Genomic DNA, 15,457 nt, shown 5'->3' on the forward strand with positions numbered 1-15,457 from the left:
GTTGGCATTGATATAAAGGTCTAAAGCCACTCTTATGCCCTCTTAGTCCCATCAAAATTTTATTAATTTTAGCTTTTTAAATGCTCCATAATTCTAAAAGCGTCATTTAAACCCGTAACGATACTAGCACCATTTTTAGTCGCTATATCCCCGGCTACGAAAATTCCACCAACATTGCTTTGTTTATTTTCGTCCATTAAAGGAACGCCCTTTTCATCGACATTGATACCACATTTTTGTAAAAAATCAAGAGGAGTTGAACCGCCTATGGCATAAATAATCCTATCGTAAAGCTCGCTAGAATTATCATTAAAATGAACCCTAGCCCTACCCTCTTCATCAAGCACCTCATTAATATCCACGCCCAGTTTCAATTCAACCTTACCCGAATTTCCAGCCTCCATAATATCTTTTAGGTTAATATCATTAAGTCTTGTAAATTCTTTTTTGCGGTAGCAAAGTGTGATTTCATTATTATTTGCCAAATCCACAGCATATTCAGCAGCCGAATTTCCTCCGCCAACAACTAGAATTTTTTCATTTCCTACAACAGAATTTGCATTAAAATTAATCTTCTTAGTTAAACTCATAGGAAGTTTATAATCAGGCTTATTAGGCTTACCCATACGTCCTATGGCTATGATGATATTTTCACACTCATAAGCCTCTTTAGCCGTTTGGACGATGAAGCCTTTTTCTTGCTTTTTCACGCTTTCAACCTCGCTATTAAACTCCACTTTAATGCCGTGCGTTTTCAAAGCCTCTTCAAAACACGCTATGGTGCTTTCTTTCGTGCCGTCCTCAAAAGGGATATGTCCATAATTTGTCCCCTCGCAGCCCTTATAAGCCTTATCGACTCGTTTGCCATCTTTATAATACTGCACTAAAGTTTGGCAAATCGAATTTGTCTTTTCTAAAAGCAAAAGCTCTTTATTTTTAAGCTTTGCTTCCACAGCACAGCCTATACCAGCTGGACCAGCACCTATAATAATTACATCGAGTTTTTTCATAATTTTCCTTCATAATTTAATTTTTAAATTTAACAAATTTATTGCAAATAAAGAGTTAAAATGTAAAATTCTCAATCCAAAAAACGCACAACTTCATCAAATTCAAAACGACTTTTAGCTTGAATTTCCTCACCATCACTATAACCAAGTGCTATCATTAAGGTTGAAAGCTCTCTTTTTGTGTCAAGTTTTAAATAAGCATTTAATTTAGCACTATCAAAGCCTCCTATGGTGCAAGTAGCGACATTTAAGGCATTTGCAGCGTATAAAATCCCCGCTAAGGCTATATGTGCTTGTTCTCTTGCATAAGAAATTCTAGCTCTTTCGTCCATATCTTGCAAAAAGGGCTTGTAAAGGCTAAGACGCTTTTGAATTTCCTCCTCACTCATCTTTCTTTTTCTTAATTTTTCTTCAAAATACTCCGCAAAATCAAGCCTTGAAAGTATGATAATCACAGCGGCAGCGTTTTTTATATGGCTTTGATGATTAGCGATGAGGCTTAATTCCTCTTTTTTCTTATCATCTTTTATCACAAGAAATTTCCAAGGCTCAAGCCCTAAAGAACTAGGACTTAGCCTAGCTACCTCTAAAATTTCTTTCAAAATTTCATCTTTAATGATTTCTTTTTTAAAATTCCTACAAGAATATCTTGTTTTAAAAAGCTCTAAACTCATAAATACTCCACCACCTCATCAAATTTTAAGCGAATTTTAGCATATTTTGGCTCATTTTTCTTATAACCTAAAGACAAAATCACAGCACTTTCAAAAGGCTCTTCAAGCTTTAAAAACGCATCAACTTTTTCTTTTTCAAAACCTCCTATCATACAGCTATCTACACCTATACTAATGGCAGCTAAACTCATTTGCATTAAAGCTAAATAGCACTGCAAAGAAGCATAATGGTAAAGCTCTTTATCGCTCATTTGGTTTGTTTTGTGTGTGTAAATTTGTAAAATTCTTTGAAAATTCTCCTCACTACTTCCACTAAAACGGCGAATTTGCGACCTTGCAAAGGCATCTTTTTCTTGCAAATCTTTTCTAGCAACCAAAATAATATTATGACTTGCAGTAGCGACATTTTGCTGATTAAAGCAAAGTTTGGAAAGCTCTTCTTGCCTATCTTTTAAAACAAAAAATTTCCAAGGCTCAAAGCCGTGGGAACTAGGGGTTAAAACTCCGCTTTCTAAGATAAATTTCAAATCTTCTTCGGGGATTTTCCTCCCATCAAAAAGCTTACACGCATGGCGTTTTTCTAGCAACTCTTTAAAATTCATTTTCTTCTCCTTTTAAACTTGTAATTTGATAATATAAATTAACGGTTTCAAAAAGATTATATCTAGCTCTTAAAAGCTCTTGTTGCGAAGAAATAAGGGCATTTGAAGCGTCTAAATAATCTTTTAATTCACTCTTTCCAAGTTCATATTTTTGCAAATAGGCTCTTGTGATAAATTCCTGCTTATCCTTAATCAAGCTTAAATTTGACAAAAGTTTTAAATCGCTCTCATAGTCTTTAAACACTAAATGAAATTCATTAAAAGCACTTTGTAAAATTTGCTCATATTCAAAAAGCAAAGCCTCATAAGCAAATTGCGAAATTTTGATGTTTTGCCTCACTCTACCATAATCTAAAAAGGGCAAAGAAATTTGGACATTACCGCTTAGAATTTCTAGCTTAAAATTCTCTTTAAATTCCTCAGCCTCTCCCCTTAAAGCACCACCTAAAGAAATGCTCGGCAAAATAGACTTTTGGACACTATTATAATCCTTAAAAGCCGCTTTTAAAGCATTTAATTTTGCCCTTACATCAGGACGATAAGCTAAACTTTGCAAGGGTATGTTAAAATCAGGCTTTAAAAGCTTAAAATCTTTCAAACTCGCCTTTTTAAAATACTCCAAATAAAAAAAACCCTCTTTTTTACCCAGCAAATCCTGTAAATTTTTAAGAATTAAATTACGATTTTGCTCATTGGAAAGCAAATTTTGTCTTGCTTTTAATAAGCTTTGCCAGACATTTAAAAAGTCAAGCTCCTCTATCTTTCCAAGCTCGTATTTTAGAGCGTAAAGCTCACTCATTTTTTCTAAATTGCTCACATAATTTTCTAGCATTATTTTCACATCATTAAAATAAGCTAATTCAAAAAGGCTATTCAAGCTCGCATTAATAATGCTAAGTTTCAAACTCGCTAAGTCATAAGCACTAGCCTTAGCCCTTAATTCCTCTGCCTTTGCACTATCTAAAATTTTGCCATAAATATCAAGCTCATAATTCAAATTTAAGCTATTAGAATAATTTTGATGATTTACGCCTGAGTGCAAATTTTTCATTCGGTTAAAACCTAAAGTGCCATCTAAACTAGGATATAAATCATAATCAATTAAATCCGCCCTAGCTAAAGCACTCAAAAGCGAAGCTCTAGCGACATTGATGTCTTTATTATTTTCTAGCACAAAAGTGAGGAAATTTTGCAAATTTTCATTCTCATACGCTTGCCACCACTCAAATTTCGTGTTTGATTCTCTTAACTCATCTTCACTCAAAACCACCTCTTTTATAGGCTCTATCCTAGCTCCACACCCACTCAAAAGCAAAAGCATTAAAAACAAAAGACTAAAATTTTTCATCTCATTCCTTCGATAAAGCACTAATAGGATTTAAATTTGCCGCATTTTTCGCAGGAAAAAAGCCAAAAATAAGCCCAATTAAAACAGAACTTAAAAGTCCTGTAAAAACGGCACTTCCCGAAAATATCATCAAAAAATCACTCGCAAAAAGATTAAAAACAAAGATCACTCCAAAAGAAAGCACCACCCCCATAAAAGCACCGATAAGGCATATCATCACAGCTTCGATTAAAAACTGCATTAAAATATCCTCTCTTCTAGCTCCTACTGCCATTCTTATGCCGATTTCTCTCGTTCTTTCACTCACGGATACAAGCATAATATTCATCACGCCTATGCCACCTACCACTAAAGCGATTAAAGCTACGCAAATGGTTAAAATGGTCGTTGTGCGTTTATTTGCCGTGATAGCTTCTTTAAAACTATCAATATTAAAAGTAAAAAAGTCCCTTTGCCCTCTTTTAAGCTCTAAAACCCTTATAATAGCATTTTCAGCTAAGCTTGAACTTACATCATCTTTTACTTTTACAATGATTTCTCTTAATTTCCTATCCCCTGTTAATTTATTCATCAAAGTCGTATAAGGGATATAAAGGCGGACTATATTATCACTAATAGGACGCCTCGTGTCCTTTTGTAAAACACCGATAATTTTAAAAGGCGTGGAATTAAAAATCACAACCTTACCCAAAATATCCTCACTTTTTACATTAGGAAAAATGTTTTTTTTCGCATTAAAATCAAGCACAGCCACATTAGCACTCTCACTTAAATCCTTCTCGTCTAAAATTCGCCCCACTTCAAGCTTTAAGCCGTCCATATTAAAGCTATTCACCCCTACACCCTCAGCCCTAGCGTTTAAGGATTTATTTGTATAGGTTAGCACCCCAGAACTAGCCTCACTCGCCTCCACCGCCTCTAAGTATTCTAAACTCCTTAGCGTTTCTAAATCACTAAAATTAAGCCTTGTTCTACCCGAACGCAAATCTCCAAACCCTCGCCCCGGTCTTATTTCTATGGTATTTGTGCCTAGACTTGAGGTTGTTTGTAAAACCTTAGCTTGTGAGCCAAGTCCAAGTGCAACCACGCAAACCACAGAAGCGATTCCTATAATAATGCCAAGCATAGTCAAAAGCGACCTTAGCTTATGTGCGATAATGGAAGAATAGGCGATTTTAAAGCATTCAAAAACTTGATTTTTAAGCAAATTGAAACTCTTTTTTTCTTTTGGCATTGCTTTAATTTCAAATTCTCTCATCTTTGAATTTTGCTTAGTATCGCTTAAAATTTCGCCGTCCTTTATCTCTATCACACGCCCTGCTTTTGCGGCAATTTTTGGGTCGTGCGTTACAAGTATGATGGTGTGTCCTTGCGTGTTGAGCTTTTGTAAAATTTCAAGCACCATCACCCCGCTTTTACTATCGAGTGCACCCGTTGGCTCATCGGCTAAGATTAATTCCCCTCCATTCATCAAAGCCCTTGCTATGCTGACTCTTTGCTGCTGTCCGCCGCTTAATTCATTAGGCTTAGAATTCATTTTGTGAGAAAGTTCCAAATTTTCTAGCAAGTAAATTGCTCTTTGATTTCTCTCTTCGCTTTTTTTACCCGCATAAACGCTTGGCAAAGCGACATTTTCCTTTGCGCTTAAAAGAGGAAGTAAATTATAACGCTGAAAGATAAAGCCTATTTTCTCACGCCTAAGTCTTGCTTTTTCATCTTTGTTTAAATTTGTTAGCTCATAATTTTCAAAGAAAAAACGCCCCCCACTTGGCTCATCTAGCGTTCCTATAATGTTTAAAAGTGAGGTTTTTCCACTCCCACTTTGCCCGATAATGGCGACAAATTCGCCCTTTTCTATGTGCAAATTAATGCTCTTTAAAATGGTATTTTGCCCTATTTTTTTGCTGATATTTTCAAGCTGTATCATTAAAATCCAAATTTCATCGCTGGAGCTAGCGCTTCAAGGCTTGAAGAGATGATTAAATCCTCTCCCTCACTCACACCCTCCAAAATTTCGGTATTTAACGCATCTTTTATGCCAAGCTTAACATAAGCTTTACGCACTCTATCCCTTTCTAAAATTTCGACAAAATAGCCTCCCTCATCGTTTTTAATTGCATAAGTTGGCACAGCAAGGACATCATTTGCACTCGCCACCACGATTTCATTTTGTATGCTCATACCTATACGCAATAAGTCATCTTGGTTATCCACAAAAAATTTCGCATAATAATAAATGGCATTACTCGTAGAATTTGAGCTATTTGAGCTATTTTGCTGGGAACTTAAATCACTAATTTGCGTATCGGCTGGATCTATGCTAGCAATTTGTGCTTTATAAGTTTTTTCAGGATTACTAAGTAAAGAAAATTCAAGCTTAGTGCCGATTTTAATTTTACTCACATCAGCTTCTGCGATTTCCATTCTCACTTCCATTTGTTCTAAATTTGCGATTCTAACGATGGTCGGGGTGTTTTGATTAGCATTAACCGTTTGCCCCTCATCAACCGCCACATTGATAATTACGCCGTCCATAGGAGCTGTGATAATGGTATAATCTAAATCTTTTTGCACGTTTTTAAGCGTGATTTCAAGCTCAATCACCTCCGCATTTAAAGCCGCCACATTTGCTTTAAGTGTAAAATAATTATCCTTAAGCGTTTCAAGGCTCTCAAGCGAAGTCGCTCTTTTCGCATAAAGCTTTTGCTCTCTTACATACTGCTTAGAGGCGATATTTAGGGCGACTTTTTTACTTTCCAAATTTGCTCTTGCACTCTCAAGCCTAGCCTTAGTGATATCAAGGTCATTTTGCTGCTTATCCTTATCAATTTGAGCGATTAAGTCTCCTTGCTTAACCCTATCCCCAACATCAACATAAAGCTTTACGATTTGTCCGCTTACTTGTGCGCCCACATCAACTTGCTCTTTAGCATAGACCTTACCCACAGCCTCTATGGTTTGAGAGATATTTTTGCGTGTAATTTTTTGCGTAAGATACTCTACATCTTCCTTAGAAAAATACATATAAATAGCAAGTGCTAAAAGCACTAAAACGCCCACCATTAGGCTAACAATTACCTTTTTCTTCATTATCCTACCTCAATGCACGCATTTTACTAACGCAAAGTGAATTTTTTGTGAATTTAAAACAATTCTCCGTGCTTCTCATAATGACTGATTTTAGTAATGGCGTTATTTTCATCGACAAAAACAACTTTTGGTTTATGTTTGCTTAATTCTTTTTCCTCCAAATTCGCATACGCCATAATGATGATTTTATCTCCCACTTGCACCTGTCTAGCCGCCGCACCATTAAGGCAAATCATTCCCTTTTCTTTGGTTGCTATGGTATAGGTTTCAAACCTTGCACCATTATTAACATTAACCACTTGCACCTTTTCATACTCAAACATTCCACTTGCTTTAAGAAGTTCCTCATCTATGCTGATACTTCCCACATAATCAAGCCTCGCTTCATTCACTGTGGCTCTGTGAATTTTAGATTTTAATATTGTAATTTGCATCATTTTCCTTTCGTTTTTGATATTTTAGCCTAAATAAAGTCTTTTTGCGACAAAAGCCCTATCAAAGCCATTTTCATCTTTAAAAAATTTCGCTTTAAAATTGTATTTTTCTAAAATTTGACTTAAAATTTCTTTTTGGTCATAACCAAATTCACAGGCTAAAAATTTTGCCCTTTTTTGATAAGCAAAAAGGATAATTTTTTCTAAAAACTCATAGCCTTTTTCTCCACCAAAAAGGGCATTTCTAGGCTCATTTTGCACCCATTTATCAAGAGGATAAGAATTTTTAATATAGGGAGGATTTGAAAAAATCAAGTCAAATTCACCCTCTTTCACATCAAGCTTTTCAAAATCACTTAGTATAAAATCTATTAGAACTTCGTGTTTTTTGGCATTTTTAAGGGCAATTTTAAAAGCTTTTTCATTAATATCGCAAGCCTTAATATTAAGTTTTAAATTCTTCGCTAAAATAATGCTTAAAATTCCGCTTCCAAAGCCTATTTCAAGAGCATTTTTTAATTTTTCTTTTTGAACTAGATCCAAAATTTTGCTAAGTAAAATTTCACTATCATAACGCGGGATTAAAACACCCTTTTCAATGTGAAAATTTAGTCCATAAAAATCCGCTTTTTTAAAAAGATATTCATAAGGCTCACCCTCCTTAAAACGCCTTATAAGCTCAAAATACTCACTCTCATCAAAGTCCAAATCTTCATTTAAAAAAAGCCAAGTCCTATCCTTTTGTAAAAGCTCACATAAGATAAATAAAGCTTCATTAGCCTTTTCTTTAAGCTGTATTTTAGCAAGGCTTAAAGCCTCTTTGATTTTCAAACAAGTGCCTTAAGCCTATCACTAATGCTAGGGTGAGAAAGATGAAAAATGGTGTAAATTCGACTTGTCTTAATAAAGGCTTTATTTTCCCTCGCAAGGGCGATTAAGGCATTTTTCATATCCTCTTTTGAGCTTAATTTTGCTCCGTGTTGATCAGCGGCAAATTCATTTTTACGGCTTAAAAAATTAAGCAAAGGGGAAATAAGGGAGGTAAAAATAGAACCAAATATAAGCAAAAGAGCAAAAACTCCCGCATTCACACCCTCCAAGCCACTTTGCGTATAAAAAAATTCAGGTAAATTTGCAAAAAGAAAAAATAACGCAAAAAGCATCAAAGCCCCGCTCACAAGGGCTTTTAAAATATCTTTATGCACAAAATGTCCAAGCTCGTGTCCCAAAACAGCTAAAAGCTCTTTTTCACTCAAAGCTTTCAAAAGCGTATCAAAAAGCACCACTCTTTTACTCTTAAAAAGCCCTCCAAAATAAGCATTAAGCCTTTTATCTCTCTTACTTGCATCGATGACATAAACGCCATTTGCATTAAAGCCACATTGCTTCATTAAATTTTCAATTTTATTTAACAAATTCTCATCATCAAGCTTTTGCATTTTATTAAAAAGTGGAGCAATGAGGGTGGGGTAAATGAGATTTATCACTAAAATCACACAAAAAGAAAAGGCAAAAGCCCCAAGCCACCATAAAGCCCCTAAAAATTCATAGCATAAAAGCAAAATGTAGATAATTGCAAAGCCAAAAATAAGAAGTAAGGCTAAAGATTTCAAACTATCTTTTATAAAAAGCGACACGCTCATATTTGAAAAGCCTTGTGCCTTATTTTTTACAAAGTCGCTATAAATGCTTAAAGGCAAATTAAGTAAAGCTCCAATTACCAAAAAAGCTAACAAAAATAAGGTATTTTCAAGCCTCGAATTTTCACTTATCAGTAAAGCTTTAAGATAAGCAAAGCCAAAACCAAGCCAAGCTATGTTAATAATAAGATGATAAAAATTAGAAAAAAGCTCGAATTTTTCATTTTCAATGGCAATATCCGCCGCCCTTTTATACTCTTCTTCGTTTAAAATTTCCGCCTTTTTCTCTCTTTCTTGCTCTAAAAAACGAATTTGCACATAAGAAATCAGTGCAAAAAAAGCTGTATAAAGACATAAAATCGCGATCAACAACATCTATTTTCCTTAAAATTAATTTTACTAATCAAAAAACTTTCTAAGCTCATCTAGCATTTTTTTTGCCATAAGCTCATAGCCCTTAATACTCAAATGCACATCTCTTAAAGAAAATTTTTTCTCTATCCAAAGGGCTTTGCCACCACTTTCTTGCATAAATTCGTGCATATCAAATAAAAGTGTTTTTTCCTCTTTTGCTAGTTCATAAATAGCCTTTTTAACAGCATGAAAATTAGGACTTAAGATATAATCTTGACCTTTTTTTTGCGTTACGGTTGGAGGGGAGATAAGCATAAAAATAGCATTTTTGTTTTCCTGTCTTAAAATTTTAAATAATTCCTTGTAATTTTTCTTAAATTCTACTGCATTAAAATCCCTTAATAAAGCGTCATTTGAGCCGTAAGCAAGGATAATTAAATCATTTTTTAATATGCTTAATTCCTTTTTCATAACATCTAAATTCCAGCTTTTCCACAAATCACTTCTAGCACCATTAATCGCTATGGTATCTAAAAAAATGCTTTTGCCTTTTTTATCCATTATAAAATAGCCGCCAAGCTCGGCTTTTTCTTGTAAGGCGGTGATTTTTAAAGGAAAAGTAGAAGTGATTTCTTTATAAGACCATTTGTCCTTAGCATTTGAGCGTAGAATAAAGCTTTTATCTTTCGCGTCTTTTACACTAAAAGCATTTTGAGAAAATGGAGCTTTAAACAGAAAGCCGACTTTAAATTCCTTTGTTTCTAGCTTAGTGTTTAAATTGATTGTAGCACCTTTCTTATCAGCCTTTGCTATGATGCCTCCTAAGGGATAATTATGCTGCTTTTCATCAGTAATTTTAGAATTTAAAATGGTAAAATTCTTAAACCCATAAGTTAAATTAAGATTTTGCTGATATTTAGGCTGCAAAGCATAGGCAAAACCAACAGCATTTGAGCGTAATAAATAATCCCTTATCACACGCGGGAAAAAATCCGCAGCCATATGAGAATCCCCATAAATGCGTATGCTAAAGTCTTTTTTTGCCTTATATTTTTTTTCAAGCTTTTTAAGATCTTTTTTTGCGACATAGCTTTTAAAAGATTTAGAATTTGCACTTTGTTTTAAAATGCTTTCAATTTCTTCATTTAAATCCGCCTTAAGACTTAAGCTAAGGCTTAAAATAAGAATCAAAAGCCTAAAAACTCGCATTAATGTCCTTTATTTTAATGTATTCAAGTAAAAGTTTTGACATTTCTTTCGCTCCACTTGGCGTAAAATGCACTCCATCATCACTTCTTACCTTAATGCTTTTATTATTTTCATCTTTAATATAGGCTGAATAGGCGTCATTTTTACTAAAAAAAAGCTTGGTATTAATGAAAATGCCCTTATTTTTTAAGATTTCTTGACTATAAATTTGATTTAAAACGCTGATTTTTTTATTTAAATCCTCTTTTTTCACGGGAGGAATTTCATACCATAAAACCTTTGCATTGTATTTTGCTGCGATTTTTAGAATTTCATCAACTCTTTGTGTGTAAATTTCAAGCCACGATTTAGAATTAAAGCGATGGTAAATTCCACCCTTTTTAATGTCCCAAGGATCATTTGCGCCTAGTAAAACAATTAAATATTTAATATTTTTATTATTTTGCAAGGTCTTAGTCGTCTCTTTAGCCCAGTCAAAATAAGACTTATAAGAAAGTCCTGTATTTTGCTTACTTAAATCCACAACCTTTAAGCCCAAAGCTTTCAAATCCTTATTTAATGCCACTGCAACACCTTGCATTAAAGAATCGCCTATAAGTAAAAATTCTTCATTAAGACTAACTTCTAGCTTGGTATTATCAATAAAACTAATATTTGCTTCAGGCTCTATAATGACTTCAGGTTTTTCCAAAACTAAGCTTAAATTCTGCTCTTTCTTGACGCTTAAATTTTCCTCTTTTTCCACTTCAAATTCTGTCATTATGCTTTCATTACTCAAAATCATACGCACTTGCTCAAGCTTAACTTTCAAGGCATCTGCCTCGTTTAAAATATCATTTTGTGGATAAAAAATGATGTGATATTTTTGCTCTAAATAAGAACTAATGCTCTTATTCATCACCAAAACAACCAAAACAAAAACAACAACTAAGATAAATAAAAATTTAATAACTTGCATTAAAAACTCGAATAAATAAATTCAGGCATTCCGCTTGGCATAAAAGCAAACACTAAAAGTAAGATGAAAGCGATAATAAAGGGCTTTAATAAAAACGGCGTAAGATTTAAAATTCTCACACAATAATCCCTAAAATTAATAAACAAAGGATAAGTGATGAAAAGCACTATGAAAATGATTAAAACATAAATGTCTTCGTATTTTAAAGGTAGGAAAAAATTTTCATAACAAGATTTAAGATAATCAAGAGCCTCATTTAAACCCTTATAGTAGAAAAAAATCCACGCAAAGCAAACAAAATGAAAAGTGATAAAACGCCCCACAAAGGCAAATTTTTTAAGACTAAAAGGAGTAAGGGCTATGAGATGCAAAAACACAACCCCAAAGCCGTGCAAAATACCCCAAATCAAAAAATTGATTGTATTTCCGTGCCAAATTCCAGAAAGTATAAAGGCGATAAGTATATTAACATTTGTCCTAACTAAACCCTTTTTATTACCTCCTAAAGGGATATAAATATAATCTCTAATAAAAGTTGAAAGGCTAATGTGCCATCTCGCCCAAAAATCCTTAAGATTTCTCGCAAGATAAGGCATATTGAAATTTATCGGCAAAATAAAACCTAGCATTAAAGCAAAAGCACAAACTAAATCCACATAACCACTAAAATCACAATAAATTTGCACCGCATAAGCGTAAATCGCACTTAAAAGCTCGGCAAAATTATAAGAGCTTGGGTCATTAAGAATTTTTTTCGCATAAATTCCCAAATAGTTTGCAATTAAAACTTTTTTAACTATACCAAAAAGCAACAAAACGATAATAAGATTCGCATTTTTAAATTCACGCGTTTGATGTGCTTGAGAAAAGAAATAATCGCTCCTCATAATAGGACCTAAAAGTAAGGTTGGGAAAAAGGAAAGATAAAAAGCTAAGTCAAAAAAGCTTACTAATTTATGATTTTTATATACGCTTACAAGATAAGTGATAGAATTAAACACATAAAAACTAATGCCGATAGGAAAAATAATATCAAAATTAATAAAATCCAAGCCAAGATAAAATAAAAGCGTATCCAAATCTCCCTTAATACTAGGGAAATATTTAAACACACAAAGATTTAAAATTACGAAAAATAGACAAGTTAAAAAAATATATTTTTTACGCCTCACAAAAATCAAAAGCGCAAAATAATGAATAAAAAAGGTATAAACAAGTAAAATTAATGAAAAAAGTGGGTTAATCAAACTATAAACGCAGTAAGAAAAACCCAAAATCATAGCATTTTGCAACCTAAAGCTATCTTTAAAAAACCAATAGCATACAAAAAACACTATCATTAAAATGCTAAATTCTAAAGAAAAATAAATCATAAAAAAACCTGATAAGTCCTAAAGTTAGGACTTATTTAGAAAGTAAAGTTTTGATGTATTGATCGGCTAGGTAAAGTCCATTGCCATTATCACTCATAAGCTTGATTTTATCGACTATCCCACGAAAAAGAGCCTCCTCCTCGTGCTGCTCACTCACATACCACTGCAAGAAATTAAAAGTCGCATAATCCTTGTGTGCTAACATATGCTCGACTAGATTATTAATAGACTTAGTAATGCCTTGTTCGTGTGCGAAAGTCTTTTCAAAAACATCAAGCAAAGAAGAGAAATTTTGCTCAGGCTTTTTAACAGCCTCAAGCTCAACCTTAGAGTCTGTCTCGTTGAGATAAGTGATAAGGCGTTTAGCGTGCTCACTCTCCTCACTCGCGTGGGCAAATAAAAACGCTCCCGCACCATCAAAGCTATTTTCATAACACCAAGAACTCATAGCAAGATACAAATTTGCCGCATACATTTCTTTGTTAATCTGTTCATTTAAAAGCTTCACCACTTCACTTGATAACATTAACTCTCCTTTATGAAAAATAATTTCGCAATGATACTTTAAGATTATTTAAATTTGTTTTAAAGCTTCGTTGAAATATGATTTTTTCACAAATTCACAATAAAACTTAAAAAACAATAAATTTTTTTCACATTTTTCAAAACTTAAAGTTCTATTTTATAGTATCTTAAGGCAATTTTCACAGCGTGAAAAGCCTGTGAATAAAATATGAATTTTTTTAAACTTAAACTGCATTGATTTCATTTTTTTTGATATAATCCCTCTTTTTAATTTTAAACTTCATTTTGAATTAAATTTAACCACAACGAACACAAAAGGAACATAATGATTACTAATCCAAACTCAGCCACACAAAGAATTAAAAATCATCTTTCTTATAAACTTGGTCAAGAACTCATTAAGTATGACACGGGGGGGGGGGGGGGTAATCCTCTTTCTTTAATCTTTTGCCTACTTAAAATCAAATTTCATCATAAAAAACTTACCAAATTTAGAAAAACACTTGAACTTGCAAGGGCAGATTTAGCCTATCCTCCACTTAGACAATGTCCTGATTTTAACGAAGCTTTATGGATAAAAACTTGGCTTACTTATAGACTTGGCAGGGTCTTGCTTGAATGTGATAGGGATAAATTTAAAGGGGGTTATTTTAAATTTTTCTCTAAAATCAAACAAGCTAAAAAAGAATTTAAGGTCTTAAAAGAAAGTAAGGTTTATCAACTAAAAGATGAACTAAAATTTAAAAATGAAGAAGATTTTGACTTCCTCATTAAAAACTATGCTTTGATAGAAAATTTACTTACACATTATGAGGCTTTAAATGAAATTATTGTATTAAATATGGCTTTTGTGTTAGAGCATTTTAATGAAATTTCTTTATGGCTAAACTCTAAAGAATTTAAAGAAAAATATGAGAAAGAAAATCACCCTTATCCACCTTTATTAAATCCTGATATTTTAAATGAGCTTTTACTCATAGAATGTGATGATAAACAAAACTTAAAAAGTGTTTTAAAAGAACAAGCCTTCAAGCTAAGCAAGGAAGCTTTAGCTTATATCAATGCTAAGCTTGATTATAGACTAATCCCTGCTGAAAAAGCTTGGGAGATGAACTTGCCTTTGCCTAGGAGGTATGAGTTTGTGTGTTTAAGAGGGCATGGAAGTGGTGGGGTCGCTTTGTCAAATTTTTTAAAATTATGTGGGATTAATACCATTAATTTTTTCTGTCAAGGAAGTGGCTTTGAGCGTTATCGTAAATTTCACCATAGACTTTTAGAACTAAAAAATCAAAGAAATTGTATAAGCATTGATGATGTGGGAGCTACTTTGTATGGCAATTTGGAGTTAAGAAATAAGCTCTTTGCTTTTTTTGATAAAATAACTCCTGTAATTTTTCAAGTTAGAGATCCCATAGAATTGATTAAACATGCTTATGGTAGAAAATGGGGAACTTCGTGGGCTAAACTTAAGGAATTTACTTTGGAGCATAATTTTGAGGAGGTTATACAAAAAGCCAAAGAATATCAATATACTTTACCTAACAATTTTATAGGATTGACAAATCAATGTCTTTTATGGACAACTCTTAGTTCTCGTTTTAAGCTTTTTAAAGATGTAACCTACCTAGATATTTCGTGCCTAAGGGGAGAAAAGACCATTGAAACAATGCAGTTTTTAGCTCAAAAGTTGAATTTTAAAATCCCTCCTAATACCCAGCAAAATTTTACAAAAAGTTTTTATAATGGAAATTTGATATTTTTACTACCGCTTACCTTATATGTTGACAAGCAAAATAATAAAAAAATCCTTAATAAAGAAAAATCATTAGCAATTTATATTTCTTATATTAAAACAAGTCCTTATGATGCTAATCTTATTAACCTTTATGATAAAATACCAAATCTCACAAAAACAGATAGTGCCATAGCTTTATATATGAAAAACACAGATTACGATAAATTAAGATTAAATGAAAATTTACGGAAAAAAGTATGCAAATATCTTCACGATTTTACGATAAATCTTACAAAAAGAATAGAGCTAGAAAATAGCTTAATGCTAAAAAGCGAAATGGTTTTAGAACATTTAAAAAACAATGATGAGGCAAGAAAAAGCTTAAAAGAAATTTTAGATAAAGAACTTATTATTTTAAAGCAAAATTGTCCCGACATCGTAGCTTCGTGGAAGTATTATCAGGAATTTGAAAAAATGTGTGAGGAGTTTGAAAACCAAAATTAGT

At 33.0% G+C, this 15,457-nt stretch carries 14 protein-coding genes; 1 reads left to right on the top strand and 13 read right to left on the bottom strand.

Annotated features, from left to right (window positions below; all coding sequences use genetic code 11):
* Nucleotides 1-68: 68 nt before the first annotated feature.
* From CVULP_RS05605 to CVULP_RS05665, 13 genes are all read right to left on the bottom strand, one after another.
* Nucleotides 69-1,010, bottom strand: coding sequence for an NAD(P)-binding domain-containing protein (locus CVULP_RS05605; protein WP_099507789.1), 942 nt, complete (start codon nt 1,008-1,010; stop codon nt 69-71).
* A gap of 71 nt (nt 1,011-1,081) precedes the next feature.
* Nucleotides 1,082-1,684, bottom strand: coding sequence for a nitroreductase family protein (locus CVULP_RS05610; protein WP_099507786.1), 603 nt, complete (start codon nt 1,682-1,684; stop codon nt 1,082-1,084).
* A complete protein-coding gene (locus tag CVULP_RS05615; protein ID WP_099507784.1) occupies nt 1,681-2,286 on the bottom strand; it encodes an NAD(P)H-dependent oxidoreductase in 606 nt (201 codons plus the stop codon). Before CVULP_RS05615 ends, CVULP_RS05610 begins: the two co-directional genes overlap by 4 nt.
* Complete coding sequence (locus tag CVULP_RS05620; RefSeq protein WP_099507780.1) at nt 2,276-3,634, bottom strand: TolC family protein; 1,359 nt, start codon at nt 3,632-3,634, stop codon at nt 2,276-2,278. The genes CVULP_RS05615 and CVULP_RS05620 overlap by 11 nt, the downstream gene beginning before the upstream one ends.
* A gap of 1 nt (nt 3,635) precedes the next feature.
* Nucleotides 3,636-5,561, bottom strand: coding sequence for an ABC transporter permease (locus CVULP_RS05625; RefSeq protein WP_099461684.1), 1,926 nt, complete (start codon nt 5,559-5,561; stop codon nt 3,636-3,638).
* The gene (locus CVULP_RS05630; protein ID WP_372712967.1) at nt 5,561-6,697 is read right to left on the bottom strand and encodes an efflux RND transporter periplasmic adaptor subunit; all 1,137 of its coding nucleotides are present in this window, start codon (nt 6,695-6,697) and stop codon (nt 5,561-5,563) included. The genes CVULP_RS05625 and CVULP_RS05630 overlap by 1 nt, the downstream gene beginning before the upstream one ends.
* Before the next feature lie 80 nt (nt 6,698-6,777).
* Nucleotides 6,778-7,158 (bottom strand): aspartate 1-decarboxylase, encoded by a 381-nt coding sequence (gene panD, locus CVULP_RS05635; RefSeq protein WP_099461682.1) that lies wholly within the window; start codon nt 7,156-7,158, stop codon nt 6,778-6,780.
* A 24-nt stretch (nt 7,159-7,182) separates the two neighbouring features.
* Nucleotides 7,183-7,989, bottom strand: coding sequence for a HemK/PrmC family methyltransferase (locus CVULP_RS05640; RefSeq protein ID WP_099507776.1), 807 nt, complete (start codon nt 7,987-7,989; stop codon nt 7,183-7,185).
* The gene (locus tag CVULP_RS05645) at nt 7,986-9,173 is read right to left on the bottom strand and encodes a M48 family metallopeptidase (RefSeq protein WP_099507774.1); all 1,188 of its coding nucleotides are present in this window, start codon (nt 9,171-9,173) and stop codon (nt 7,986-7,988) included. The genes CVULP_RS05640 and CVULP_RS05645 overlap by 4 nt, the downstream gene beginning before the upstream one ends.
* 24 nt (nt 9,174-9,197) lie before the next feature.
* Nucleotides 9,198-10,361: a GDSL-type esterase/lipase family protein gene (locus CVULP_RS05650; RefSeq protein ID WP_099507772.1), complete on the bottom strand. Its 1,164-nt coding sequence runs from the start codon at nt 10,359-10,361 to the stop codon at nt 9,198-9,200.
* On the bottom strand, nt 10,348-11,319 hold the full coding sequence (locus CVULP_RS05655) for an SGNH/GDSL hydrolase family protein (protein WP_099507770.1): 972 nt from the start codon (nt 11,317-11,319) through the stop codon (nt 10,348-10,350). Before CVULP_RS05655 ends, CVULP_RS05650 begins: the two co-directional genes overlap by 14 nt.
* Nucleotides 11,319-12,692, bottom strand: a complete 1,374-nt coding sequence (locus CVULP_RS05660) for an MBOAT family O-acyltransferase (protein WP_099461677.1) — start codon at nt 12,690-12,692, stop codon at nt 11,319-11,321. The genes CVULP_RS05655 and CVULP_RS05660 overlap by 1 nt, the downstream gene beginning before the upstream one ends.
* Before the next feature lie 31 nt (nt 12,693-12,723).
* Nucleotides 12,724-13,218, bottom strand: a complete 495-nt coding sequence (locus CVULP_RS05665) for a ferritin (RefSeq protein WP_099507768.1) — start codon at nt 13,216-13,218, stop codon at nt 12,724-12,726.
* Nucleotides 13,219-13,542: 324 nt separating this feature from the next.
* On the opposite strand from CVULP_RS05665, the gene CVULP_RS05670 reads away from it, so the two are divergent.
* Nucleotides 13,543-15,456 carry a DUF2972 domain-containing protein gene (locus tag CVULP_RS05670; protein ID WP_265415652.1) on the top strand — a complete coding sequence of 638 codons (1,914 nt, stop codon included), beginning with the start codon at nt 13,543-13,545 and terminating at the stop codon, nt 15,454-15,456.
* Nucleotide 15,457: the final 1 nt, after the last annotated feature.

It is taken from the genome of Campylobacter vulpis (assembly GCF_014217995.1).
Taxonomy (GTDB): domain Bacteria; phylum Campylobacterota; class Campylobacteria; order Campylobacterales; family Campylobacteraceae; genus Campylobacter_D; species Campylobacter_D vulpis.